This window comes from Aurantimonas sp. A3-2-R12, from assembly GCF_036016755.1.
In the GTDB taxonomy this organism is placed as follows: Bacteria; Pseudomonadota; Alphaproteobacteria; order Rhizobiales; family Rhizobiaceae; genus Aurantimonas; species Aurantimonas coralicida_A.
Genome location: NZ_JAYXIH010000011.1, coordinates 1 through 24,219 on the forward strand (window position 1 = coordinate 1; position 24,219 = coordinate 24,219).

The following is a 24,219-nucleotide window of genomic DNA, read 5'->3' on the forward strand; positions in this document are numbered from 1 at the left end:
TCTCTGGCGTGCAGTCGGCAACATCTGCGACCTGTTCGAGCCCGAAGAATGTTGGAACTACCTCAAGGCCGCTGGCTATGTTGCAGATTAATCGCCTGACGCTCTAGCCTTCGGGAAATCAAACCAAGGAGCCGACCGATGGCACTCGCCAATCTCAAGGACATCTATCTCGACCAGCTTCAAGATGTTCACAGCGCTGACACACAGGCGGCGAAGGTGACACGCGAACTGGCCGGCGCCGCCCATAACGATGGTTTGAAGAAGGCTCTTCAGGCCGGCGTCGACGGCATCGAGAAGGGGCTGGAAACGTTGAAGGCGGTTATAGCGGCGCATGACGCCAAGCCTGGCGAGGAATTCTGCAAGGGCATGGAGGGTTTGGTCAAGGAAGCCAGAGCGCACGGCATACAGGAAGACATTTCCGACCCCGACGCCCGTGACGCGATGATCATCAGCCAGTATCAGCGCATGGCCCACTACGCGATCGCCGGCTATGGCTGTCTTGTCGCCTTCGCCAAGCGTCTCGACCTGAAGGACGATGCCCACAAGCTGCAGAAATGCCTGGACGCGACTTATCACGGCGATGCCCACATGACGAAGCTGGCCGAGGGCGGCATCAACAAGGCAGCGTTGGGCTAGGTGTTCGGTCCCCACCCGCTCGCCCAAGGAAGGCTGCGGGCCGCTTTTTCGGCCGCGATCGAACGGCCGAATCTTCTCGCGCGAGCCGGCGTGGGGGTGTGTGGCATGCAAGCCTTGTAGTGAAGCGCCGCGCTCCTGACCGGCCGCTGGGAGGAGGCCGACATGACCGGCAACGCGGTGGCGGTCGGCGGGCTCATCCTGGGTGGCGTCGCGGCGGCCCCGCTGGCGGCCTACGCGGTCAGGATCATCCCGGAAAAACCGCTGCTTCGCCTCGTCGGCGCGCTGATCTGCGGATTGGCGATCTATCAGATCGCGCGTCTGCTGGCCTGACAGGGTAGGCCTACTGCCGGAGCGACGCCTTGCCCAAATCCCGGAGCGACGCCTGTCCCACGGCGCGCTCCATCAGGGCATGGCTGACCACGGGGGCGACCATACCGCGTCCGGCCGGCCCGGGACTGTATCCAAGATCGGCACCGCCCGGAAATCGAATGCCAGGGCCGGCGAGCGACCGTCAGACCTATTTTTCGACTGCGGAGATCGAGTCGACCTTGCCCCAGCCGTTGTCGCCAGCGGAGGTGTAGGTGATCTTGATCTTGTCACCGGATCTCAGATCCTCCGGCACTAGGTCGATGACCGGCGACAGATCCCAGATGGTCTTGTCGTTGAGCACCAGGATATGGTCGACGCGATCGAACGCGGCCACGGTCCCCGTGGTCGAGTCCGCAAATGCCGGACTGGCGGCCATCACACCCAGGATTGCCATTGCAATAACAGTCCGCATCGTCGTCTCCAGAAGAAATTCTATCTCGCGAGTGTGCGCCCGTTCGCAACGCCCCGCAAGCGGGAGGTCGCCAACAGATCCCAAATATTTGTCGGCCCCTGGCGCCATGATTGCGGGATGCCGTCAAGCCGCGCCCGGCCCTGCGTCAGGGTGGCTTTGTCTGACCATCGCGTCCGCAACCGAGGTCCCGAAGGATGCCGTCGCTCCGTCGAGCCCGCCGGCACGCGATCAGGCCCGCTAAGCCGCGTCTGGCTACCCCGTGCACGGGTTCAGGCGGCCGGCGCGTTGCCATCGCCAGACAGTCGCAAGGCCGTCGGGGCAAGCGGGGCCGCCGGGCAATTCGTCGTGCTACTACCCCTAAAACACGCCGAGGAAGGACAGGATCACGGCGACGACGACCACGAGTCCGACGAGATAGATGATACCGTTCATGGCTGATGCTCCTTTGCCCAAGCCTGCAAAAAGGCCGCGTTTCAGGCCTCGCATAACCAAATAGGGTGGCGCTACGGCCGGGCCAGCGCGTTTTTCCCTGGCCGCGCCGATGCCGCAAACCGGACGGGGCCGGGCCGGTCGCCGCCGAGGAAACCGCCACCGGTCGACTTGCACCCCCAAATTGCACTTCATATATAGCCGCCAGCCCCGCAAAGCCGGTTCGTCTCAAGGCTCCGGCTCTGCGGCACTTCCAAGAATTTCGGGGGCTGCCCTTGCCGGAACGCCTCTTCGAGGGTCCCGGGCGGCTCGCTCAAGAAGGAGAATATTCATGGCGAAGGTAATCGGTATCGACCTTGGCACTACCAATTCCTGTGTCGCCGTCATGGACGGCAAGAACGCCAAGGTCATCGAGAACGCCGAGGGCGCGCGCACGACGCCCTCTATGGTCGCGTTCACCGATGATGGCGAGCGTCTGGTGGGCCAGCCGGCCAAGCGCCAAGCGGTGACCAATCCCGAGGACACCCTGTTCGCGGTCAAGCGGCTGATCGGCCGCCGCTACGAAGATCCGACCGTGGCCAAGGACAAGAAGATGGTGCCTTTCGCCATCGTCGAGGGATCCAATGGCGACGCCTGGGTCGAGGCCAATGGCGAGAAATACTCGCCCTCGCAGATCTCCGCCATGATCCTTCAGAAAATGAAGGAAACCGCCGAGGCTTATCTCGGCGAGAAGGTCGAGAAGGCGGTCATCACCGTCCCGGCCTATTTCAACGACGCCCAGCGTCAGGCCACCAAGGACGCCGGCAAGATCGCCGGTCTTGAGGTGCTGCGCATCATCAACGAGCCGACCGCTGCGGCGCTCGCTTACGGCCTCGACCGGAATGACGGCAAGACCATCGCGGTCTACGATCTCGGCGGCGGCACTTTCGACGTGTCGATCCTCGAGATCGGCGACGGCGTCTTCGAGGTGAAGTCGACCAATGGCGACACCTTCCTCGGCGGTGAAGATTTCGACATGCGTCTCGTCGAATATTTCGCGGCCGAGTTCAAGAAGGACCAGGGTATCGACCTTAAGGGTGACAAGCTCGCGCTGCAGCGCCTCAAGGAGGCCGCCGAAAAGGCCAAGATCGAACTCTCATCGGCCAGCCAGACCGAGATCAATCTGCCGTTCATCACCGCCGACAAGTCCGGTCCGAAGCACCTGACGATGAAGCTGACGCGCTCCAAATATGAGAGCCTCGTCGACGATTTCGTCCAGCGCACCGTGGGCCCCTGCAAATCGGCGCTCAAGGATGCCGGTCTGACCGCAGCGGACATCGACGAGGTCGTGCTGGTCGGCGGTATGACGCGCATGCCGAAGATCCAGGAGACGGTGAAGAAATTCTTCGGCAAGGAGCCGCACAAGGGCGTCAACCCGGACGAGGTCGTGGCCATGGGCGCGGCGATCCAGGCCGGCGTTCTGCAGGGCGACGTCAAGGACGTGCTGTTGCTCGACGTGACGCCGCTGTCACTCGGCATCGAGACGCTGGGTGGGGTGTTCACGCGGCTGATCGACCGCAACACCACGATCCCGACCAAGAAGAGCCAGGTCTTCTCGACCGCCGAGGACAGCCAGAACGCCGTCACCATCCAGGTCTATCAGGGTGAGCGCGAAATGGCCGCCGACAACAAGTCGCTCGGCCGCTTCAATCTTGAGGGCATTCCGCCGGCACCGCGCGGCATCCCGCAGATCGAGGTAACCTTCGACATCGACGCCAACGGCATCGTCAACGTCTCGGCCAAGGACAAGGGCACCAACAAGGAGCAGCGGATCACCATCCAGGCGTCCGGTGGCCTCAGCGATGCCGACATCGAGCAGATGGTCAAGGACGCCGAGAGTCACGCCGAGGAAGACAAGAAGCGGCGCGCGGGCGTCGAGGCGAAGAACCAGGCCGAGAGCCTGGTGCACTCGGCCGAGAAGTCGCTCGAGGACTATGGCGACAAGGTCTCCGAGGAGGATCGCGCCGCCATCCGCTCGGCGATCGACGATCTGAAGGCCGAACTCCAGAAGGAAGAAGCCGACGCCGAGACGATCAAGACCAAGAGCGATCGTCTCGCCGAGGTTTCGATGAAGCTCGGTCAGGCCATGTACGAAGCCGCCCAGGCCGAGCAGCCGGCCGGCGAAGCGGGTGAGGCCGACGCCGAAGCCGCCGCCAAGGACGACGTGGTCGACGCCGACTTCGAGGAAGTCGACGGCGAAGAGGACCAGAAGAAGTCTGCCTGACCTTTCGGAGGGCAGCGGACGCGGCCTGGACCAGACGGGTCTGGGGCCGGTTTTGAACAGTCAGGAGCCCCGGCGTCAGCGCCGGGGCTCTTTGCGTTTGGAGGGGGATGCCCCTGCAAAGGTTAACCAGTTCTCAAGGCTTGGCTTGCAGTGTCGCGTGTCTGCGTGCCTATCCAAGGTTGAACGCAGGCGCCGTCGCCATGGCGCTTGTCGGTAAACCGACGATGCTGGCGGGAGCTTGGCCTTGTATTACCGCGTGTTCGACTGCTGGCGGTTTGTCGCCGCAATGCTGGTGATGGCCTATCATTTCCTGTATTCCGCGCCCTATGGCGCCGAGACGGGCACCGAGTTCCTGCGCCGGCTTTTACCGCTCCTCGACATGTTCTTCATGATCTCGGGGTTCTTCATCGCCACGCGCTACGCCGATCAGATCCGCTCGGCAGCCGACTATCGCGACTTCATGCGCCGACGCGTCGCCCGCCTCTACCCGCTGCATTTCATCGTCACGATGTTCTTTGCCGCCGTCGCGCTGGCGGCCCTTCTAGCGGGGGCCGACCACTACCCGTTCGCGCGCGAGCTCGCCGCGCTGCCCCAGCATCTGCTCGCCTTGCACGCGCTCGGCACGACAAGCGGTCTCGCGCTCAATTATGTTTCCTGGTCGGTCAGTGCCGAGTTCTTTTCCTACGCCTTGTTTCCGCTGATCCTGGTGATGTTTCGCTGGAAGGGGCTGCGTGGCCTCGTCCTGATGTTGGCGATCTGGGTGGCGGCGCTGGAATATGCCTCCTGGCGCGGCGTCTTTCCGTCGGGGCACTGGACGAGCGCCGACACGCTCGGAGCCTATCGCGCTTTCGCCGATTTCGTCATGGGGGCGATTATCGCCGTCCTGGTGGGCCGCCGGTCGATCGATATCCGCTCGCATTGGCCTGGGCTGATGTTGTTCGCTGCCGCCGTCGCGACGATGATCGACCAGACCACCCCCTATCTGACGCTGGCCCTTCTCGCCACCTCGCTGACGGCGACGGCGCTTGCCGAGACCGCCCGGCCGGCTTCCACCGGCGTGCTCGCCCGGCTCATGCCGTTTACCCGCGTCGCCTTCGGCATCTATCTCTGGCATCCCGTCATGGAGTTCCTGTTCCTGACAGTTGTCTGGGATCGCTGGTTGGGTCAGCTCGATATCGTGGATTTCTACGTCTATTGGACGGTGCCGATAGCTGCCACCGTGGCGATCGCCATGCTATCCGATCGCTATCTGGAGCGCCGCTTCGGCAATCTGATCGCCGGGCCGCGGCGCGCATCTTCACCGAAGCCCGCGGGCGCCGCTTCGGCCTGAGTGAGAGCGCGACCGCGCCGCGCTAAAATTGGATCGCCAGAGACGAAATTGCCCGACAGCGGGCGGGTGCGCGGAGGTAGTCGTCGCGATCGCGGCGCTTTTCATCCGACCTGCCGCTATGGTATCGCAAGCCATCCGTTCCTACATCGAAGGATCGCGGCGCCCCCGATGCCGGACGCCGGAGGCGTTTGCCCCGATCCGCCCGCCGAAGAACCGATGGAAGCGTGAATGAAGGTCGATTACTACGAAATGCTCGGCGTCTCCAGGGACGTCGACGAGAAGGGACTGAAGGTCGCATTTCGCAAGCTCGCGATGCAATATCACCCCGACCGCAATCCCGGCGACGCCGAGGCGGAGGGGAAGTTCAAGGAACTCGGTGAAGCCTACGAGGTGCTGAAAGACCAGCAGAAGCGCTCGGCCTACGACCGCTTCGGTCATGCGGCGTTCCAGAACGGCAACGGCGCCGCCGGCTTCCGCGGCGATTTCTCCTCATCCATGGCCGACATCTTCGACGACATCTTCGGCGAGATGATGGGTGGGCGCTCGCGCGGGCGCCAGCCCAGCGGTGGCCGCGAGCGCGGCTCGGATCTTCGCTACAACATGGACATCAGCCTGGAGGAGGCGTTCGCCGGCAAGACCGCCGAGATCGGCGTGCCGACGACGATCCAGTGCGACGAATGCACCGGCACCGGCGCCCGTCCCGGCTCCAGCCCGAAAACCTGTTCGACCTGCGGTGGCATCGGCCGCGTGCGGGCAGCGCAGGGCTTCTTCTCGATCGAGCGCAGTTGCCCGTCCTGCCAGGGCCGTGGCCAGGTGATCGCAGACCCCTGTGGCAAATGCGGCGGGGACGGTCGCCTGCCCGAGGAGCGCAAGCTGTCGGTCAACATTCCGGCCGGCATCGAGGACGGAACGCGCATCCGTCTAGCGGGCGAGGGCGAAGCCGGCCTTCGCGGCGGCCCCGCCGGCGACCTCTACATCTTCCTGTCGGTCAAACCGCACGAATTCTTCCAGCGCGACGGCGCCGATCTGTTCTGCCAGGCGCCCATGTCGATGACTACCGCTGCGCTTGGCGGGCATTTCGACGTTTCCACGCTGGACGGCAACACCACCCGCGTGAAGGTGCCGGATGGCACCCAGACCGGCAAGCAGTTCCGGGTGCGGGGCAAGGGCATGCCGGTGCTGCGTTCGCCGCAGGTCGGCGATCTCTTTATCCAGGTGACGATCGAGACTCCGCAGAAGCTCTCACGTCGCCAGCGGGAGCTTCTGGAGGAGTTCGAGGAAATTTCCTCGTCCGAGAATTCGCCCCAATCGACCGGGTTTTTCGCTCGGATGAAAGAGTTTTTCGAGCATCTCAGCGAGACCTGAGCCCCGCCCGGGGGGGAGCGAAACGAAACGGTCGACCTTTTCGTCAAGAATTCGTTACAAGGGGCCGGGCATCAGCAGGAAACCGGAGCCAAGGCTTCGCGCGTTACGGGAGTGTGTGCACGTGTTGGGAACTCTGGAACCGCGTCCTCCTCTGCGTGCCCGCGACCGCCTGAAGGCTTTGCGTTCCCGGGCGCGCCCGAAGGTCAGCGACGAGGCCCGGTTTTTCAGGGGCTGGTTGCAGCGGCCGCTGGTCATGGGGGCGGTGTCGCCGTCCTCACGCGCGCTTGGGGCCGCCATGGCCGCCTTCGTTCCCGATCCGGCCCGCTTCGACGACAACTCCCGGGTTCTCGAGCTTGGTCCCGGCACCGGCGTCGTCACCCAGTGTCTGATCGAGCGCGGCGTGCCGGAATCGGCGCTGATCCTGGTCGAATTTTCACCAGAGTTCTGCGTCCTGTTGCGGGCGCGTTTTCCGGCGGCGCATGTCATCCAGGGGGACGCCTATGCGCCCAGCCAAGCGTTGGACAAGGCTCTCGCCGGCCGACGCCTGGAGGCGGTCATTTCCGGTCTGCCGCTGTTCACCAAGCCGGACGAAAAACGCGAACTGGTCGTCGGCGGCGCCTTGGCCCGGATGCGGCCGGACGCCCCGTTCATCCAGTTTTCCTATGCTCTCACCGTCCCTGTGAAGCCGCGCCGGATCGGTGCGCGTCTTGAGACCAGCCCGTGGATCAAGCGGAACCTGCCGCCGGCGAGGGTGTTGGTCTATCGCTCCGCGTAGCGGCGATGGGCGAGTCGGGTGGAATCGAGACGGAAGCGTCCATGGCCGGAGACGGGGATGTGAATACGCCGGAAAGCGGTACGGGTAGCAGTGCGGCCGACTGGGCGAGATTTCTCGCCAGTTGGGTGCGGCATCCGATCAAGATGGGCGCCGTCGCGCCGTCGAGCCGGGCTTATTGTCAGATGATGGTGCGCCACGCGACGGCCGAGCTTAACGGCCCGATCCTCGAGCTTGGTCCGGGCCTTGGCGTGGTGACGCGCGCGCTACTGGATAACGGCGTCGCCCCGGAGCGCATCACCGCGATCGAATATACTCCGAATTTCGCCCGGATGCTGCGCCAGCGGTTTCCCCGGGTGAACGTGATCCAGGGCGACGGCTTCGATCTCGACACGACGCTGGGGGCGCGGCGAGGCGAGAAATTCGCCGCGATCCTGTTCGCCATTCCGATCGCGAATCTCGCGCAGGCGGAGCGTCAGGCGCTGTTTCGGGATTACTTTTCGCGCTTGCTGCCAGGCGGTAATCTGACCCAGCTCTCCTACCTCCTGGGGCCGCCGGTGGAGGCGGTGCCGGGCGTGTTCACCGTGTCAGCCTCGCCGAGGGTCTGGCGGAATATCCCGCCGGCGCGTGTCTGGATCTATTCGCAGGACCACTCCGGCCAAACCGGAGCGTCAGAGTCTTGAGCGCAAAGATCCTCGTCATTGCGGGCTCGCTGCGGCTGGCCTCCCACAATCGCAGGCTCGCGGCCGAGGCCGCGCGGATGCTGGCGCTGACCGACGCGGTGGTGACGCTGGTCGACCTCGCCGATTATCCGCTGCCGATTTACGACGGCGACCATGAAGCGGAGGCCGGCGTGCCTGAGAACGCCAACCTCTTGGCGCAACGGATCGCGGCGCAGGACGGGTTGCTTCTGGTCAGCCCCGAATACAATCATTCGCTGGTGCCGCTCGTGAAGAACACCATCGACTGGGTGAGCCGGGTCCGCAAGGTGAACGGGCGCCCGATCCAGCCCTTCAAGGGACTGGTGGTGGGGCTCGCCTCGGCATCGCCCGGTCGCTTCGGCGGCATGCGTGGACTGGAGGCCCTGCGTATCGTGATGCGGGCGCTTGGCGCTGATGTCATCACCCAGCAATGCAGCCTGGCCAACGCGGCAACCGGTTTCGACGACGACGGCCGGCTTGCCGACGACATCGCCCGAACGTCACTGGAGACGCTGGTCGACAAGCTGCTCGACACCTCCCGCAGTCTCGGCCGGCACGGCTGAGCAGCATTCGTCTCCGCGACCGGAATCGACATTCCCCAGAGCCTGCCGGCGGATAGCATGCCGCCAAAGAGTCCGGTGGATGCCCAGGCGGGCGGATCGATCGGGGACAGCTTCGTGCCGTGACGAGCGAACCCGCCGTCGTCCAGCGGCTCTTGAAAACGATCGCGAAAGGCTCACACGTGCTGGCCGCCATTGATGTGGAGTTCGGACCCGGTGACGTAGGAGGCCTGGCTGGAGCAAAGGAAATAGATGACGTCCGCCACTTCCGAGGTCTGGCCGAGGCGGCGCAGCGGGATGTCGTCGATCATCTTCTCGGTGCCCGGCGACAGGATCGCCGTCTCGATCTCGCCGGGCGCGATGGCGTTGACCCGGATGCCGGCCGGACCGAAATCATGCGCCATCTCGCGCGTCAGCGAGTTGAGCGCCGCCTTCGATGTCGCATAGGCGGTGCCGGCGAAGGGATGGACGCGCCCCCCCGCGATCGAGGTGATGTTGACGATCGACCCCTTCGCCTTAGACAACTCCTTGAACAGACCGCGAGCGAGCATGATCGGCGCGAAGAAATTGACCTGGAAGACGTCGCGCCACGCATGCATGGTCGTGCCGATCGAGTCCAGCCGGGCGCCGCTGTCACCCTTCGGCGAGATCGCCGCGTTGTTGACGAGGGCGTGGAGTTCCGAGCCGTTCGCTTCCAGCCGCCGCCGGATTTCCGAGACCGCAAAGCCGACGTCCTCCTGATCGGAGAGGTCGACCCGGATGTGGTCTTCCGGGCCGGCCGGCCAAGGGCAGTTGTCGGCGAAGTCCTGGCGCGAGCAGGTGATCACCCGCCAGCCCTCGCGTGAGAACCGCTTCACGGTGGCGTGGCCGATGCCCCGCGAGGCGCCGGTCAGCACCAAGGTCTTGCGCTCGTCGCGCATGGTCTCCGACATGGTTCGGTCCTTCTCCGCCGATGGCGTCCGATCGTCACGGGCGATCACGTTGCAGTCAACATGGCCCGGCGACAGCGGCATTCGGTTGCTTTTAGCATGTTCGCTGCTTCATCTAGCGCGCATGTAGGCGATCGCCGCACAAATGTGGATGGCGGTCCATCGAAAACCGGAAGGACGGATGATGAAGGCATGGGGCTTGGGAATAGCTGCGCTAACGGCGGTCCTTTCGGCGGGATCGCCGGCGAGTGCCGCGGACCCAGATCCGTCGGATTGGCCGGCTGTTCTGGACGCGGCCGAGGGCCGGAGCGTCTATTTCAACGCCTGGGGCGGCTCGCAGAACATCAATGATTACATCCAGTGGGTTGCCAGCGAGGTGAAGGACCGGTTCGGCGTTACGCTGAACCATGTCAAGCTCGACGACACGGCGAACGCCGTCGCCGCGGTCGTTGCCGAAAAGACCGCTGGCAAGGACGACGGCGGTTCGGTCGACCTTGTCTGGATCAATGGCGAGAATTTCGTCTCGATGCAGGAGAAAGGCCTTCTGGCGAAGGGATTTGCGACCCAGCTGCCGAACTGGCGCTATGTCGATACGGCCAACCCGAGCGTTACCACGGACTCCACCGTCCCGACCAAGGGCCAGGAATCGCCCTGGGGCGGGGCGAAGATGGTGTTCTTCGTCGACACCGCGCGCTCGGGTCCTGTCGCCGACATGCCAAAGGACACCGACGCGCTGCTTAAATGGGCAAAGGCCCATCCGGGCCAGTTCTCCTATCCGGCGCTGCCGGACTTCATCGGCTCGAGCTTTCTGAAACAGGTGCTGATCGAACAGGCGGGCGACCCGTCCGTGCTCGCGAAACCGGTCGACGAGGCGACCTTCGAGGCGGTGACGGCGCCGCTCTGGGCCTGGCTCGACGCGCTCCGCTCGGCGCTGTGGCGCGGCGGCCGGGATTACCCGCAGAACTATCCGGCGATGAAGCAGCTTCTCGCCGACGGCGAACTCGGGATCATCTTCGCCTTCAATCCGGCCGAGGCCTCGGCGGCGATCGCGGCCGGCGAACTGCCGGACACGGTGCGCTCCTTCGTTTTTCCGGGAGGCACGCTCGGCAACACGCATTTCGTCGCGATCCCCTATAATTCGGGGAGCAAGGCAGCGGCGATGGTGGTCGCGGATTTCTTGCTGTCGCCGGAAGCACAACTGCGCAAGGAAGATCCAAAATATTGGGGCGATCCCACCGTGCTCGCCATGGACAAGCTGCCGGTGGAGGATCGCGACGCATTCGCCAATCTCGATCGCGGCGTGGCGACCCTGGCCCCGGCCGATCTTGGCCCGGTGCTGCCTGAGCCAGACGCCTCCTGGATGACCCGCATCGAGGCGGAGTGGAAGACGCGGTATGGGAACTGACGGGCGTCCGGGTGGCCATCTTCATCCGGAGCTTCGTCGAATAGGCGGTTGCGACGGGGGAGGGCAAACGGAGCGATGAAATTGACAGAATTGCTCATTTGTACATAAATAAGTACACAAGGAGACGACGCATGTCGCACGTGAATTTCTCGGAACTTCGGGCCAACATGGCCTCCTACTTCGATCGGGTCGAAGCGGACCGCACCGAACTGGTGGTCACGCGGCAGAACCACGAACCAGTGGTCGTGATGGCCCTGTCGGAGTGGGAAGGCATGAAGGAAACGCTGCACCTGCTCAGTACGCCAGCGAATGCCGATCATCTGCGAAGCTCGATTCGCTCTTATGACGAAGGCCGAGCAACCAAACGGGATCTGATCGATCCTTGAGAATCATCTTCACGCCCGAGGCTTGGTCGGACTACCAATTCTGGCTTGAAACCGACCGCGGCACACTCAGGCGCATCAACCATTTGATCGAGAGTGCGAGACGAACCCCCTTCGCGGGCATCGGTAAGCCAGAAGCTTTGAGAGGAGAATTCGCGGGGTGGTGGTCTCGGCGCATCAACCGCGAGCATCGTCTCGTATACAAGGTCGAGGGCCGCGCCGAGGAACAGACAATCGTCCTGTCAGCCTGTCGGTTCCACTATGGCAAGTAGGGGTAGATGGGGCTCGCCGTCCACCGAAGCCCTCCGCCCATGATGAACAAGCGCATTATTTCACCGCCTTGGCTGATCGCTCTCCTCCTCGCCGCCCCGGTCGGCGTCGGGCTGGCCGGCGCGATCCTGCCGGCCTTCGGCTATCTGCCGGCGCTCGGCGGCGACACGGTCTCGCTGCAGCCGTTTCGCGATCTCCTGAACGAGCCGGGTATCGGCACGTCGGTTGCGCTGAGCGTCGCGTCCGGGCTGCTGACGACCTTCGTCTCGGTGGTGGGCGTCGCGATCTTTCTCGCCGCCTTCTTCGGCACGCGCACCTTCCGCCTCGCCCGCCAGAGTCTCGCGCCGCTTTTGGCCGTGCCCCACGCGGCGGCGGCCTTCGGCCTCCTGTTCCTGATCGCCCCGTCCGGACTGGTCTTCCGCCTTGCCGCCTTCGCGCTCGGCTTCGACCGTCCACCGGACCTTTTGATCGTCGGTGATCCGTTCGCGCTATCGATGATGGCCGCGCTGGTCGCCAAGGAAATGCCGTTCCTGCTTCTTGTCGCCTTCGCCGCGCTGCCGCAGGCCGACGCCGAGCAGCGGATGCGGCTCGCCCGCTCGCTCGGCTATGGCCGGATCGCCGGCTTCGTTCTGGCGGTCTGGCCGTCGGTCTACCGGCAGATCCGTCTGCCGATCGTCGCGGTCGCCGCCTTCGCCTCCTCGGTGGTCGATGTGGCACTGATTCTTGGGCCCTCGACGCCGGCGCCGCTCGCGGTTCGGCTGCTCGGCTGGATGGGTGATCCGGACTTGGCGATGCGCTTTCAGGCGTCGGCCGGCGCGATGCTGCAACTCGGCGCCACGTTGTTCGTGATTGCCGTCTGGCTGGCGGGTGAGCGGGCGATGGGCTGGACCTGCCGATGCCTCGCGCACACCGGCAGACGTTTTGCCGAAGATCGGGTTGCACGCGATCTCGCCGCGGTGCCGGTCGCGTTGTCGGGCGCGGCGGTCTTCCTCGGTCTTGCGATGCTGCTCATGTGGTCGGTGTCGGGCTTCTGGGGCTTTCCCGACCTGTTGCCGCGTAGCTTCGACCTGACAACGTGGCGGCGAGCGCTCGCCGGGGCGTCGGGTCCGCTCTGGACGACCTTCGTCGTCGCCTTGGCCGCCGCCTTGCTGGCGCTTATCCTCGTCATCGCGCTGCTCGAAGGCCACCGCCGCCGGTTTCCGGCGGCGCGCGGCGGCGAGGTGCGGTTGCCCTCGACGATCGCCGGATTGCTGTATCTGCCGCTGATCGTGCCGCAGATCTCCTTCGTCTTCGGCCTGCAGGTGCTGATTCTGGCCGTCGGCCTGACCCCGTCGATCCCGCTGCTCATCGCCGTCCATCTCGTCTTCGTCGCGCCCTATGCGGCGCTGGCCCTGGCCGATCCGTGGTTCGCCCTCGACCCGCGTTACGAGCGGGTGGCGGCAAGCCTCGGCCGCTCGCGCATGTCGGTGTTCGCCCGCGTGCGTCTGCCGATGTTGACGGCGCCGGTGCTGACGGCGCTGGCGATCGGCCTCGCAGTCTCGGTCGGGCAATATCTGCCGACCGTTCTCGTCGGCGCCGGACGGCTGCCGACCATCACCACCGAGGCGGTGGCGTTGGCCTCGGGCGGCAATCGTCGGATCATCGGCGCCTACGCGCTGTTGCAGACGCTGCTGCCCTTCCTCGCCTTCGCCGCCTCCGGTCTCGTTCCGATCTTGCTCTGGCGTCACCGGCGCGGCATGAGGGCCGGATGATGAATAACAGGGGACTGCTTCTCGAAGGGCTCGAGATCCGGCTCGGCGCGCGTCGCCTGCTGGCGCTCGACACGCGGATCGCGCCCGGTGAGACGCTGAGCGTCATGGGGCCGTCCGGTTCGGGCAAGTCGACGCTCTTTGCGCTGATCGCCGGCTTTCTCGACCCGGCCTTCCAGGCAAGGGGACGCGTCGTTCTTGATGGCCGCGACCTGACCGGGCTGCCGCCGGAGCGCCGTCGCATCGGCCTGCTTTTCCAAGATGCTTTGCTGCTTCCGCACATGTCGGTCGGGGAGAATCTTCTGTTTGCCCTGCCGTCCGCCATCAAGGGCCGCCATGCGCGCCGCGAAGCGGCGGAGGCGATGCTGGACAAGGTCGGCCTTGGCGATCACTTCGCCCGCGATCCCGCGACGCTGTCCGGCGGTCAGGCGGCCCGCGTCGCGCTGGCGCGCACGCTTCTGGCCGAGCCGAAGGCGCTGCTCCTCGACGAGCCCTTCTCGGGCCTCGACGCCGAATTGCGCGAAACGATCCGGCGCCTCGTCTTCGGCCTCGTGGCGGAGCGCGACATTCCCGCGCTGCTGGTCACCCATGACCGCGAGGATGCCGAAGCGGCCGGCGGCCCGATCGTCGCGCTGCCGGCGGCGGCGGCGCCGTGACGCGGCTAGCGCTTCCCGAACTGCCGGTCTCGGCGGTCCTTTCCGACGTCGCCGCCGCCCTGACCGACGCCGGCCGCGCCGTGCTCGTGGCCCCGCCGGGCGCCGGCAAGACGACGCTGGTGCCGCTGCATCTGCTGGGCGAAGCCTTCATGGCCAGCGGCAAGATCCTGCTCGTCGAGCCGCGCCGGCTCGCGGCGCGCGCGGCGGCGCGGCGGATGGCACAGATCATCGGGGAAGCGGTCGGCGAGACGGTCGGCTGGCGCATGCGGCTCGACACCAAGGTTTCAGCGAAGACCCGGATCGAGATCATCACCGAAGGCGTTTTTACCCGCATGGTCCTGTCGGACCCCGAGCTCAAAGGAGTTGCGGCCGTCCTCTTCGACGAGTTTCACGAGCGCTCGTTGGACGGCGATTTCGGCCTGGCGTTGGCGCTCGACGTGGCGTCGGCGCTGCGCGAGGATCTGCGGATCCTGGTGATGTCGGCGACCCTCGACGGTGTCCGCGTCGCCGCGTTGCTGGGCAACGCGCCGGTGATCGAGAGCGCCGGTCGCGCCTTTCCGGTGGCGGTCCGCTATCGCGACCGGCCCGGAACCGAGCCGGTGGAGGACGCGGTGGTCGCCGCGGCGCGGGCGGCGCTCGCCGAGGAGGCGGGCAGTCTTCTGGTCTTCCTGCCCGGCCAGCGCGAGATCGAGCGCGTCGCCGAGCGGCTGGGCGCCATCGTCCCCGACAATGTCGTCGTCGCGCCGCTGTTCGGCGCCATGGACGGCGCGGCGCAGGACCAGGCCGTTCGCCCGGCGCCGCACGGCACCCGCAAGATCGTGCTCGCTACGTCGATCGCCGAGACGTCGCTGACCATCGACGGGGTCTCGGTCGTCATCGATTCCGGGCTGAGGCGGCAGCCGGTCTTCGAGCCGGCGACCGGCCTGTCGCGGCTGGAGACGGTCCGCGTCTCGCGCGCTTCGGCCGACCAGCGGGCGGGCCGGGCCGGACGCACCGCGCCAGGCACCGCGATCCGGCTGTGGCGGGCCGAGCAGACGGCCGGGCTGGACGCCTTCGACCGGCCGGAGATCCTCGCGACCGACCTGTCCGGTCTGGTCCTCGATTGCGCGGCCTGGGGCGTCGCCGAACCGTCGGATCTCGCCTTCCTCGATCCGCCCTCCGCGCCCGCGATCACCGAGGCACGGGCGCTTCTGGCCGAACTCGGCGCGCTCGACGCGACCGGCCGGCTGACCGCGACGGGCGCGGCGATGCGAACTTTGCCGCTGCCGCCGCGCCTTGCCCGAATGGTCGTTGCGGCCGGCGGCGATGCGCGGCTGCATGCCGCGATGCTCGCCGTGCTCCTCACCGAACGCGGCCTCGGCGGCACCGACACGGATCTCGCCGAGCGCTTGCGTCGGTTTCGCGCCGATCGCGGCCCGCGGGCCAAGGCGGCGCACGGCCTGGCACGGCGGATCGCGGCGACGGCGCGGGAGGCCGGTTCCGGCGAGAACGAGCCGGACGAAGCGGGGGCGTTGCTGGCGCTCGCCTATCCCGACCGGATTGCTGTCGCGCGTGGCGCCCGCGGTCATTTCGTCCTCACCAGTGGCCGTGGTGGCGTCCTCGACGAGACGACAGCGCTGGCCCGTGAAAAATTCCTGGTGGTCGCCGAGTTGCAGGGTCAGGCGCGTGCCGGCCGCATCCTGTCGGCCGCCGCGCTAAGCGAGACGGCGCTGGAGCGGATCGCCGCCGAACGGGCCGTGAGCGAAGTGGTCGTTGCCTTCGATGCACCGGCGCGCGCGGTGCGGGCGCGCAACATCCGGCGTCTCGGTCGCGCGACGCTGTCGGAAGCGCCGCTGCCTGCGCCGTCCGGCGAAGCGACCGCCCGCGCGCTCGCCGAGGGAATTCGCCGCCTCGGCCTGTCGGCGCTACCCTTCGGCGAGGAGGGAGAGCGGCTGCTGCGGCGCTTGCGGTTTCTGGCCAAGGCGTATGGCTCGCCGTGGCCGGATTTTTCCGACGCGGCGTTGCTCGTCGGTCTCGATGACTGGCTGCTGCCGTATCTTCCGGGCGTCACGAGCCTGTCGCAGATCACGCCCGGCGCACTGTCGGAGGCGCTCCGCGGGTTGATCCCGGCACCATTGCGCGACCGGCTGGAGCAGTTGGCGCCGTCGCATTTCGAGGCACCGACCGGCTCGCGCGTGCCAATCCGCTATGACGACGACCAGCCGGTGCTGGCGATCCGCGTGCAGGAACTGTTCGGCCTGACCCGCCATCCGGCGATCGCCGACGGACGGCTGCCATTGACCATCGAGTTGCTGTCGCCGGCCCACCGGCCGATCCAGATTACCCGCGATCTGCCGGGCTTCTGGTCCGGCTCCTGGGCGGATGTGCGGGCCGATTTGCGCGGGCGCTATCCCAAGCATGCCTGGCCGGAAGACCCGGCCCGCGCCGCCCCGACGGCGCGGGCCAAGCCACGCAAATAGTCCGTGTGCCTAGTCAGATCGCGATTGGCCGTGTCTTGGGCACGTTTTACCTGAACGGCGAGAAGCATCGCACCCGACAGGATTCGAGCCTGTGACCTCTGCCTTCGGAGGAGCGCGCAGACTTCCTTGCGAGAGCAAGCGGGATCGGCTAGGGAGAGATCGTCCGCGCGCCGATGTCCCTTGCGGGACGTCGCCCGCGACCCGGGCACCCGTAGCTCAGCTGGATAGAGCGCTGCCCTCCGAAGGCAGAGGTCACTGGTTCGAATCCAGTCGGGTGCACCATAAGGCTCTGATCTTGCGGGGCTTTCGTATCCGGAGAATTCTTTTCTTCTGACTTTCATCCTTGCTTGGTTGCGAAATCGTCGGCCGGTGGGAAACCTGGATGCAGCGTTGTAGGCAGCCAGGTCGGAAGAGTTCGATCTGGCGCTTCTGGATGTCAACATCGGCCGACATACCGTCTATCCTGTGGCCGACACCCTCAAAGGGCGCCACGTGCCGTTCGCGTCCATGACGGGGCATGACAGCAAGAATTGCCGGAATCGTATCGGAATCTCCCGAGCATGACCAAGCCCTACGTGGCCGAAGATGTACACCGCGCGTTGACAGGTCTGGTGGCGAAGCGCCTTTAGGGACCAAGATGTCCCAACAAGTGAATGTCTACTTCCTTGTGCCAGGATGTACCGGCTAAATTAACGGCTGGAAGCCGCTGCTAGGCTTTCGCGCGGCGCTACGCCGAATTCCGGTTTACCTGACCAACGCCCGATCGATCGGAAAGATGCAGATAGTCCGGCGTGAAGTCGGCGAACTGCGTCAGCTGTTCGAAGTCGTGGATTATTGCGCGCTTGTTCTGGACGGTCGCGAGATCTTTGTCGCGGAGGTTCATCAGCATGTGATTGGTGTGGACAATGGAAAGGCCGAGCGTGTCGGCAAATTCCTCCTGCGTGATCGGCAGATCGAAAGCACCGTCGGTGACGCGTCCGACGGCGGCCAGCCGTGTCGTGAGTTCGCAGAGAAGGTGCGCTATCCGAGTCTCTGCCGGCCGTTGTCCCAGCCCAACAATCCATTCCGGCAAGACCGCCTGGTCGACGAGAGTGGCCCACCAGAGGGCACGGGTGATGGCTGCATGGTTGTCGGTCAGATCCATGATCGTCTCGCGAGGAATATCGACAATGGTGCAAGGCGAGAGTGTCACGATGCTGTGGTCCATACGTCCAAGGATCGCGACATGCAGATCGCAGAAGTCCCCTGGAACGAGAAAGGCCATGATCTGACGCTCACCGGTCGGCAACAGCTTGTAGCGGCAGGCGAAGCCCTCCATCACCAAGCGCACACAACTTGGCCTCTCCCCCTCTCGGATCAGATGCTCCTTTCGGGGGACCTGTCGCCGCTTCTGCGACGCCCCTTCCAGAATGCGGCGGTGGTCGTCCGTGAGACTGGCGCCGTGTTCGAGCTTTTGGATAAGCGGATTGGTCATGCTGCCTTCTTTCGCGAGGAGCGCCCCGCTCGGCAGTTGAGCGTGCCTTAAGGCATATTGGCAGGAGACGGTGTCAGCCTCGTCGAGACAGCGGCCTCTTCTTCGAGCCTGCGCGCCGTGTCGGCCAATCCCTGCCAAGCGATCCGGGACTGCTCGAACCGTCCCTTTGCACCGGCAAGCTTCGTCTGCTCAATCTCCTCGGCTGCATCGTCGGCGCGGGCCTGATAGAAAGCGCTCGAGATTTTCGACATGTAGCTCACCTTCCAAAGTCACTCTCCTGAAGGACACATAGGGCGGCCGAGTGGGATAGTAATGATGGCTTAATGGCGGAACCCACACGAAGCGGCGCTCCACGAGGAGCAAGACCGCGTCTACGTCGTCAGTTCACCCGAGGACGACAGATTCCGTGGTTCTTCAAGGCGCCCAGCCTGGCCCTTCGTGCGTCCCGTCTGCCCACCGGATAGGAGGGCCGGATGCAAAGACGGTTCAACTAGCTGAATCTCCCCTCTGGCTTTTCACCTGCCTTCCTTGCTCCCGATCGCCCAGCGCGCGATAAGCAGGTAAATCCGGTGAGCCGGCGAGATACCAAACCCCGGAGAGCGTTTCTTGCGAGCCTTCGACGTCAAGATCTGCGGCCTGTCGACGCCCGCGACCATCGCGGCGGCGCTTCGGCGTGGCGCCAGCCATGTCGGCTTCGTGCATTTCGCCAAGAGCCCGCGCCATCTCGACGTCGGGGCGATGGCGGAGCTCGTCGGTTCCGTGGCGGGGCGCGCCGAGACGGTCATCGTCACGGTCGATCCGGACGATGATCTGGTCGCGCGTTTCGCGGCCGAGATGCGGCCGGACTGGCTGCAACTGCACGGCAAGGAAAGCCCGGAGCGGGTCGCCGCGATCAAGGCGTCGACCGGCCTCAAGATCATGAAGGCGCTGCCGGTCGCCGAGGCCGCCGACCTTGCCGCGATCGCCGATTATCTCGGCGTCGCCGACCGCCTGCTGCTGGATTCCAAGCGGCCGAAGGGCTCCAGTCTTCCCGGCGGCAACGGCGTCGCTTTCGACTGGCGGATTCTCGCCGGCCTTGACCCGGCTCCGCCCTACATGCTTTCCGGTGGCATCGACGCCGATAATGTCGTCGATGCCATCCGTATCGCGCGGCCGTCGGGCATCGACGTGTCGTCCGGTGTCGAGAGCGCGCCCGGCGTCAAGGATGTCGGTCGCATTCATTCATTCTTCGACGCGCTGGATCGCCTCCGTATGGACGAGCCGGCGAGAAAGGCCCGTGCCTCGTGAACCAGCCGCTGACCCCGAACTCGTTTCGCGCCGGTCCCGACGAGGACGGCCGCTTCGGTCATTTCGGCGGGCGTTTCGTCGCCGAGACGCTGATGCCGCTGATCCTCGATCTGGAGGACGCCTGGAAGGCGGCGAAGGTTGATCCGGCGTTCAAGGCCGAACTCGACAATCTCAACACCCATTATACCGGCCGGCCGTCGCCGCTCTATTTCGCCGAGCGGCTGACCGAAAGGCTTGGCGGCGCCAAGGTCTATTTCAAGCGCGACGAGCTGAACCACACCGGCTCGCACAAGATCAACAACTGCCTCGGCCAGATCCTGCTCGCCAAGAAGATGGGCAAGACCCGGATCATCGCCGAGACCGGCGCCGGCCAGCATGGCGTCGCGACGGCGACGGTCTGCGCCCGCTTCGGCTTTCCCTGCGTCGTCTACATGGGCGCGACGGATGTCGAGCGGCAGTCGCCGAACGTCTTCCGCATGAAGCTGCTCGGGGCCGAGGTGATCCCCGTCACGGCCGGCCACGGCACGCTCAAGGACGCCATGAACGAGGCGCTGCGCGACTGGGTGACCAATGTGGATTCCACCTATTACCTGATCGGCACGGCCGCCGGCCCACACCCCTATCCAGAACTGGTCAGAGAGTTCCAGAGCGTGATCGGCCAGGAGGCGAAGGAGCAGATGATGGCGGCCGAGGGCCGGCTGCCGGACCTGCTGGTCGCCGCCGTCGGCGGCGGCTCCAACGCCATCGGCCTGTTTCACCCCTTCCTCGACGACAAGGACGTGGCGATGGTCGGCGTCGAGGCGGGCGGCAAGGGGCTCGACGGCGAGGAACATTGCGCCTCGCTGACGGCGGGGTCGCCCGGCGTCCTGCACGGCAACCGCACCTATCTGCTGCAGAACGAGGACGGCCAGATCAAGGAAGGCCACTCGATCTCGGCCGGGCTCGACTATCCGGGCATCGGGCCGGAGCATTCCTGGTTGAAGGATACCGGTCGGGTCGAATATGTCCCGATCATGGACACCGAGGCGCTGGATGCCTTCCAGATGCTGACCCGCGTCGAGGGCATCATCCCGGCGTTGGAGCCGGCCCATGCTCTGGCGGAAGTCATCAAGCGCGCGCCAAAGATGGACAAGGACCAGATCATCTTGATGAATTTGTGCGGTCGCGGCGACAAGGACGTGTTCACGGCGGCCAAGCATCTGGGCGTGGAGCTGTAGGTTCGTGACGAACGTAGTCGAAATCCACGTGACCTGCCCGACGCTCGAGGTCGCGCGCGAGCTGTCGCATGCGCTTCTCGACGGCCGGCTTGCCGCCTGCTGCAATATCGGCAAGGAGGTGGACAGCCGCTATCTGTGGCAGGGCAAGAAGGAGCGGCACGACGAATGGCCGTTGACGATCAAGACCCGTGCCGATTTGTTCGATGCTTGCTGCGAGGCGATCCGCACGCATCATCCCTATGAGACGCCCGCGATCGTCGGTTTTGCCGTCGACCATGTGGACGTGGCGACCGCCGAGTGGATCGCCGAAGTGACGAGAGCCTGAGATGACCACACGCATCGAAGACCGATTCCGCGCGCTGGCCGAAGAGGGGCGTCCCGCCCTCGTCACCTTCGTCATGGCGGGCGATCCGGACCATGATACCGCGCTCGAGATTGTCAGGGCGCTGCCCGGTGCCGGCGCCGATATCATCGAGCTTGGCATGCCATTTTCCGATCCGATGGCCGACGGCCCGGCGATCCAGAAGGCCGGCTTGCGCGCCCTGAAGGCCGGCGAAAGCCTGAAAAAGACCCTGGCGATGGTCGGCGCCTTCCGCGAAAGCGACACGACGACGCCGCTGATCCTGATGGGCTATTTCAACCCGATCTACGTCTACGGCGTCGAGCGCTTCGTCCAGGACGCGCTGGCCGCCGGGGTTGATGGTCTGATCGTCGTCGATCTGCCGCCCGAGATGGACGACGAGCTTTGCCTGCCGGCTCTCGACAAGGGCCTCAATTTCATTCGCCTCGCGACGCCGACCACCGACGACAAGCGCCTGCCGGCGGTTTTGAAGAACACCTCCGGCTTCGTCTATTACGTGTCGATCACCGGCATCACCGGCTCCGCCGCGCCGGACGCCGGCAAGGTCGCGGCCGCCGTCGGACGCATCAAGGGCCACACGAACCTGCCGGTCTGCGTCGGCTTTGGCGTGCGCAGCGCCGAACAGGCTCGCGAGATCGGCCGGGCGGCGGACGGCGTCGTCGTCGGTTCGGCGCTGATCAACGCCCTCGAGGCGTCACTGACCGACGGCCGTGCGGGAGCCGGCACGGTGACGGCGGTCACCGATCTGGTGTGCGATCTCGCCGGCGGCGTTCGTGCCGCCCGTCTTGCGGATGCCTGACCGCGCGACCATCTGCCAACAACCCTTGTCAATCGGAACAGCCGCGCCGTGAACTGGATCACCAACTACGTCCGCCCCAAGATTTCCAGCCTCCTCGCCACGCGCGAAGTGCCGGAAAACCTTTGGATCAAGTGTCCGGAGACCGGCGAGATGGTCTTCCACAAGGATCTGGAGGCCAACCAGTGGGTGATCCCATCTTCGGACTTCCACATGCGCATTCGCGCCAGGGACCGGCTGAAGAGTTTCTTCGACGACGGCGCATTCGAGACGATCGAGTTGCCGAAGGTGGCGCTCGACCCGCTGAAATTCCGCGACTCCAAGCGCTATGTCGATCGCCTGAAAGAGTACAAGGCCAAGGCTGAGATGGACGACGCCGTGATCGCGGCGCGGGGCGCGATCGAGGGCCTGCCGATCATGGCGATCGTCCAGGATTTCGCCTTCATGGGCGGCTCGCTCGGAATGGCGGCCGGCGAGGCGATCATCAAGGGCTTCGAGACCGCGATCGCGGAAAACCGGCCGCTCGTCCTGTTCGCGGCCTCCGGGGGGGCACGCATGCAGGAGGGCATCCTGTCGCTGATGCAGCTGCCGCGGACCACCGTCGCGGTGGAGATGCTCAAAGAGGCAGGGCTTCCCTACATCGTCGTCCTGACCAACCCGACGGCCGGCGGTGTGTCGGCATCCTACGCGATGCTGGGCGACGTCCATATCGCCGAGCCGGGCGCGGTGATCGGTTTCGCCGGCGCCCGCGTCATCGAGCAGACGATCCGCGAAAAGCTGCCCGAGGGGTTCCAGCGGGCCGAGTATCTCATGGCCCATGGCATGGTCGACATGGTCGTCCATCGGCACGAACTGAAGGCGACGATCGCGAATTTGGCCAAGCTATTGACCAAGACGCCCGTCGATATCGCGGCGCGCACCCAGGATGAGGCGGAACCGACAGTCGAGCCCGAGACCGCGCCGTCCGAGCCGCAGCCGGCCGCCTGAACCGGTTTTGCATCCGCTCATGCTCTCGCGTAATTCTCATCCATGACCACGACCTCACTGGCCACGACAGAGATCGAATCCCTGATGCTGAAGCATCCGAAGGGCTTTGACCTGTCGCTCGACCGCATTCGCCGGCTGCTCGCCGATCTCGGCGACCCGCAACACCGTCTGCCGCCGCAGATCCATATCGCCGGAACCAACGGCAAGGGATCGGTCACGGCCTTTTGCCGGGCGATCCTGGAAGCCGACGGCCGGGCGACCCACGTCCACACCTCGCCGCATCTGGTCAATTGGCATGAGCGCTATCGGATCGGCCGCTACGGCCAGCCCGGCGCGCTTGTCGACGATCGGCTTCTGGCCGACGCCGTCGTGAGGGCCGCGGCCGCCAATGGCGGGAAAATGATCACCGTCTTCGAGATCCTGACGGCGGTCACCTTCCTGCTGTTTTCCGAGCAGCCGGCCGATGTCGCGCTGATCGAGGTCGGCCTCGGCGGACGCTTCGATGCGACCAACGTCCTGGAAAAGCCGGCCGCGACCGTGATCACCTCGATCTCGCTTGATCACCAGTCCTATCTCGGCGATCGGGTGGAGCTGATCGCGGCGGAAAAAGGCGGCATCATCAAGCCGGGCGTGCCGGTCATCGTCGGCCAGCAGGGCGAGACGGTCGCGCTGGACGTGCTCACCGCGATGGCCGATCGCGCCAACGCGCCGCTGCTGGTCTATGGCCAGGACTTCTTTGCCTATGAGGAGCATGGCCGGCTCGTCTACCAGGACGATACGGGGCTTCTCGACTTGCCGATGCCGCGACTGCCGGGCCGCCACCAGCTGACCAACGCGGCGACGGCGATCGCCACGCTCCGCCATGCCGGCTTCGGCCCGAGCGACCAGGCGATCGAGGCGGGTCTGTCGAATGTGGAATGGCCGGGCCGCATGCAGCAGATCGCCTCAGGTCCGCTCTATCGCGCTGCCTTTCCGGGCTCCGAACTCTGGCTTGACGGCGGCCACAATCCCGGCGCGGGGTCGGCGATCGCCGAAACCCTTGCGGATATGGAGGAACGGGTTTCGCGACCGTTGTTCCTCATTGTGGGGATGATCAACACTAAGGACCCGATGGGGTTTTTCGCGTCCTTCGCCGGGATCGCCCGGCATGTGTTCACCGTGCCGGTCGAAGCGTCCGACGCGGGCATCGATCCGAACGAACTGGCCGAGGCGGCGATCGCTGCAGGGCTCGACGCAGAGCCCTGCGCGACGGTTGAGGAAGCCATCCGCCTGGTCTCGTCGGCCTGGGACAGCGACCGGGCGCCGCGCTTTCTCGTTTGCGGCTCGCTCTATCTGGTCGGGGACGTGCTGGCTCAGTGCGGCCTCGCGCCGCGCTGAGCGACCCCGGCACGTCGGCGCCCAAGCGGGCAT

Annotated in this window: 24 protein-coding genes and 1 tRNA gene; 21 read left to right on the forward strand and 4 right to left on the reverse strand. The window is 65.6% G+C overall.

The features are described 5' to 3' along the window. The first annotated feature begins 138 nt into the window (after positions 1-138). Entirely contained in the window at positions 139-636 is a 498-nt protein-coding gene (locus VSX60_RS07700; protein ID WP_327623570.1) for a YciE/YciF ferroxidase family protein, read from the forward strand. A gap of 162 nt (positions 637-798) precedes the next feature. After that, a complete protein-coding gene (locus VSX60_RS07705) occupies positions 799-966 on the forward strand; it encodes a hypothetical protein (RefSeq protein ID WP_327623571.1) in 168 nt (55 codons plus the stop codon). A gap of 187 nt (positions 967-1,153) precedes the next feature. On the opposite strand, the gene VSX60_RS07710 is transcribed toward VSX60_RS07705, so the two are convergent. Then, positions 1,154-1,417, reverse strand: coding sequence for a hypothetical protein (locus VSX60_RS07710; RefSeq protein ID WP_327623572.1), 264 nt, complete (start codon positions 1,415-1,417; stop codon positions 1,154-1,156). 760 nt (positions 1,418-2,177) lie between these two features. Here VSX60_RS07710 and dnaK point away from each other — a divergent pair. The 6 genes from dnaK to VSX60_RS07740 all read left to right on the forward strand — a co-directional run bounded on the left by dnaK (position 2,178) and on the right by VSX60_RS07740 (position 8,840). Next, complete coding sequence (gene dnaK, locus VSX60_RS07715) at positions 2,178-4,109, forward strand: molecular chaperone DnaK (protein ID WP_327623573.1); 1,932 nt, start codon at positions 2,178-2,180, stop codon at positions 4,107-4,109. A 244-nt stretch (positions 4,110-4,353) separates the two neighbouring features. Next, a complete protein-coding gene (locus VSX60_RS07720) occupies positions 4,354-5,439 on the forward strand; it encodes an acyltransferase family protein (protein ID WP_327623574.1) in 1,086 nt (361 codons plus the stop codon). Positions 5,440-5,667: 228 nt separating this feature from the next. After that, on the forward strand, positions 5,668-6,804 hold the full coding sequence (gene dnaJ, locus VSX60_RS07725; protein WP_327623575.1) for a molecular chaperone DnaJ: 1,137 nt from the start codon (positions 5,668-5,670) through the stop codon (positions 6,802-6,804). A gap of 121 nt (positions 6,805-6,925) precedes the next feature. After that, positions 6,926-7,579, forward strand: a complete 654-nt coding sequence (locus VSX60_RS07730) for a class I SAM-dependent methyltransferase (RefSeq protein WP_327623576.1) — start codon at positions 6,926-6,928, stop codon at positions 7,577-7,579. A 41-nt stretch (positions 7,580-7,620) separates the two neighbouring features. Continuing rightward, positions 7,621-8,259 (forward strand): class I SAM-dependent methyltransferase, encoded by a 639-nt coding sequence (locus VSX60_RS07735; protein WP_327623577.1) that lies wholly within the window; start codon positions 7,621-7,623, stop codon positions 8,257-8,259. Beyond that, positions 8,256-8,840 (forward strand): NADPH-dependent FMN reductase, encoded by a 585-nt coding sequence (locus VSX60_RS07740; protein ID WP_327623578.1) that lies wholly within the window; start codon positions 8,256-8,258, stop codon positions 8,838-8,840. The genes VSX60_RS07735 and VSX60_RS07740 overlap by 4 nt, the downstream gene beginning before the upstream one ends. Positions 8,841-9,013: 173 nt before the next feature. Here VSX60_RS07740 and VSX60_RS07745 read toward each other — a convergent pair whose 3' ends face one another. Then, positions 9,014-9,769 (reverse strand): SDR family NAD(P)-dependent oxidoreductase, encoded by a 756-nt coding sequence (locus VSX60_RS07745; RefSeq protein ID WP_327623579.1) that lies wholly within the window; start codon positions 9,767-9,769, stop codon positions 9,014-9,016. A gap of 178 nt (positions 9,770-9,947) precedes the next feature. Here VSX60_RS07745 and VSX60_RS07750 point away from each other — a divergent pair, with 178 nt between their 5' ends. From VSX60_RS07750 to VSX60_RS07780, 7 genes are all read left to right on the forward strand, one after another. After that, on the forward strand, positions 9,948-11,171 hold the full coding sequence (locus VSX60_RS07750) for an ABC transporter substrate-binding protein (RefSeq protein WP_327623580.1): 1,224 nt from the start codon (positions 9,948-9,950) through the stop codon (positions 11,169-11,171). A gap of 131 nt (positions 11,172-11,302) precedes the next feature. Beyond that, a complete protein-coding gene (locus tag VSX60_RS07755) occupies positions 11,303-11,557 on the forward strand; it encodes a type II toxin-antitoxin system Phd/YefM family antitoxin (RefSeq protein ID WP_327623581.1) in 255 nt (84 codons plus the stop codon). Next, a complete protein-coding gene (locus VSX60_RS07760; protein WP_327623582.1) occupies positions 11,554-11,826 on the forward strand; it encodes a Txe/YoeB family addiction module toxin in 273 nt (90 codons plus the stop codon). Before VSX60_RS07755 ends, VSX60_RS07760 begins: the two co-directional genes overlap by 4 nt. 42 nt (positions 11,827-11,868) lie before the next feature. Then, positions 11,869-13,575: an ABC transporter permease gene (locus VSX60_RS07765; protein ID WP_327623583.1), complete on the forward strand. Its 1,707-nt coding sequence runs from the start codon at positions 11,869-11,871 to the stop codon at positions 13,573-13,575. After that, positions 13,575-14,228, forward strand: coding sequence for an ATP-binding cassette domain-containing protein (locus VSX60_RS07770; protein ID WP_327623584.1), 654 nt, complete (start codon positions 13,575-13,577; stop codon positions 14,226-14,228). Before VSX60_RS07765 ends, VSX60_RS07770 begins: the two co-directional genes overlap by 1 nt. Then, complete coding sequence (gene hrpB, locus VSX60_RS07775) at positions 14,225-16,687, forward strand: ATP-dependent helicase HrpB (RefSeq protein WP_327623585.1); 2,463 nt, start codon at positions 14,225-14,227, stop codon at positions 16,685-16,687. The genes VSX60_RS07770 and hrpB overlap by 4 nt, the downstream gene beginning before the upstream one ends. A gap of 205 nt (positions 16,688-16,892) precedes the next feature. After that, positions 16,893-16,969 (forward strand) — tRNA-Arg (locus tag VSX60_RS07780). Between the two features lie 445 nt (positions 16,970-17,414). On the opposite strand, the gene VSX60_RS07785 is transcribed toward VSX60_RS07780, so the two are convergent. After that, on the reverse strand, positions 17,415-18,161 hold the full coding sequence (locus tag VSX60_RS07785) for a Crp/Fnr family transcriptional regulator (RefSeq protein WP_327623648.1): 747 nt from the start codon (positions 18,159-18,161) through the stop codon (positions 17,415-17,417). Between the two features lie 47 nt (positions 18,162-18,208). Next, on the reverse strand, positions 18,209-18,412 hold the full coding sequence (locus VSX60_RS07790; protein ID WP_327623661.1) for a hypothetical protein: 204 nt from the start codon (positions 18,410-18,412) through the stop codon (positions 18,209-18,211). 355 nt (positions 18,413-18,767) lie between these two features. Between VSX60_RS07790 and VSX60_RS07795 the strand changes: the two genes are divergently transcribed. Genes VSX60_RS07795 through VSX60_RS07820 form a run of 6 tightly spaced genes read left to right on the forward strand, consistent with a single transcriptional unit; the run spans position 18,768 to position 24,186 of the window. Next, positions 18,768-19,448 carry a phosphoribosylanthranilate isomerase gene (locus tag VSX60_RS07795; protein ID WP_327623586.1) on the forward strand — a complete coding sequence of 227 codons (681 nt, stop codon included), beginning with the start codon at positions 18,768-18,770 and terminating at the stop codon, positions 19,446-19,448. Beyond that, entirely contained in the window at positions 19,445-20,665 is a 1,221-nt protein-coding gene (gene trpB / locus VSX60_RS07800; RefSeq protein WP_327623587.1) for a tryptophan synthase subunit beta, read from the forward strand. Before VSX60_RS07795 ends, trpB begins: the two co-directional genes overlap by 4 nt. Positions 20,666-20,669: 4 nt before the next feature. Next, a complete protein-coding gene (gene cutA, locus VSX60_RS07805) occupies positions 20,670-20,990 on the forward strand; it encodes a divalent-cation tolerance protein CutA (RefSeq protein ID WP_327623588.1) in 321 nt (106 codons plus the stop codon). Between the two features lies 1 nt (position 20,991). Next, the gene (gene trpA, locus VSX60_RS07810) at positions 20,992-21,825 is read left to right on the forward strand and encodes a tryptophan synthase subunit alpha (protein WP_327623589.1); all 834 of its coding nucleotides are present in this window, start codon (positions 20,992-20,994) and stop codon (positions 21,823-21,825) included. 48 nt (positions 21,826-21,873) lie between these two features. After that, complete coding sequence (accD, locus tag VSX60_RS07815) at positions 21,874-22,809, forward strand: acetyl-CoA carboxylase, carboxyltransferase subunit beta (RefSeq protein ID WP_327623590.1); 936 nt, start codon at positions 21,874-21,876, stop codon at positions 22,807-22,809. A gap of 42 nt (positions 22,810-22,851) precedes the next feature. Continuing rightward, positions 22,852-24,186, forward strand: a complete 1,335-nt coding sequence (locus VSX60_RS07820) for a bifunctional folylpolyglutamate synthase/dihydrofolate synthase (RefSeq protein WP_327623591.1) — start codon at positions 22,852-22,854, stop codon at positions 24,184-24,186. The last annotated feature ends 33 nt before the right edge of the window (positions 24,187-24,219 follow it).

Bases quoted from the DNA above. Each gene is read 5' to 3' on its own strand.
- dnaJ (WP_327623575.1), top strand. From the start codon at position 5,668: ATGAAGGTCGATTACTACGAAATGCTCGGCGTCTCCAGGGACGTCGAC.
- VSX60_RS07770 (WP_327623584.1), top strand. From the start codon at position 13,575: ATGAATAACAGGGGACTGCTTCTCGAAGGGCTCGAGATCCGGCTCGGC.
- VSX60_RS07705 (WP_327623571.1), top strand. From the start codon at position 799: ATGACCGGCAACGCGGTGGCGGTCGGCGGGCTCATCCTGGGTGGCGTC.
- VSX60_RS07790 (WP_327623661.1), bottom strand. From the start codon at position 18,412: ATGTCGAAAATCTCGAGCGCTTTCTATCAGGCCCGCGCCGACGATGCA.
- VSX60_RS07750 (WP_327623580.1), top strand. From the start codon at position 9,948: ATGATGAAGGCATGGGGCTTGGGAATAGCTGCGCTAACGGCGGTCCTT.
- VSX60_RS07735 (WP_327623577.1), top strand. From the start codon at position 7,621: ATGGCCGGAGACGGGGATGTGAATACGCCGGAAAGCGGTACGGGTAGC.
- VSX60_RS07700 (WP_327623570.1), top strand. From the start codon at position 139: ATGGCACTCGCCAATCTCAAGGACATCTATCTCGACCAGCTTCAAGAT.
- VSX60_RS07755 (WP_327623581.1), top strand. From the start codon at position 11,303: ATGTCGCACGTGAATTTCTCGGAACTTCGGGCCAACATGGCCTCCTAC.
- VSX60_RS07745 (WP_327623579.1), bottom strand. From the start codon at position 9,769: ATGTCGGAGACCATGCGCGACGAGCGCAAGACCTTGGTGCTGACCGGC.
- VSX60_RS07820 (WP_327623591.1), top strand. From the start codon at position 22,852: ATGACCACGACCTCACTGGCCACGACAGAGATCGAATCCCTGATGCTG.
- VSX60_RS07785 (WP_327623648.1), bottom strand. From the start codon at position 18,161: ATGACCAATCCGCTTATCCAAAAGCTCGAACACGGCGCCAGTCTCACG.
- dnaK (WP_327623573.1), top strand. From the start codon at position 2,178: ATGGCGAAGGTAATCGGTATCGACCTTGGCACTACCAATTCCTGTGTC.
- trpA (WP_327623589.1), top strand. From the start codon at position 20,992: ATGACCACACGCATCGAAGACCGATTCCGCGCGCTGGCCGAAGAGGGG.
- VSX60_RS07710 (WP_327623572.1), bottom strand. From the start codon at position 1,417: ATGCGGACTGTTATTGCAATGGCAATCCTGGGTGTGATGGCCGCCAGT.
- VSX60_RS07765 (WP_327623583.1), top strand. From the start codon at position 11,869: ATGAACAAGCGCATTATTTCACCGCCTTGGCTGATCGCTCTCCTCCTC.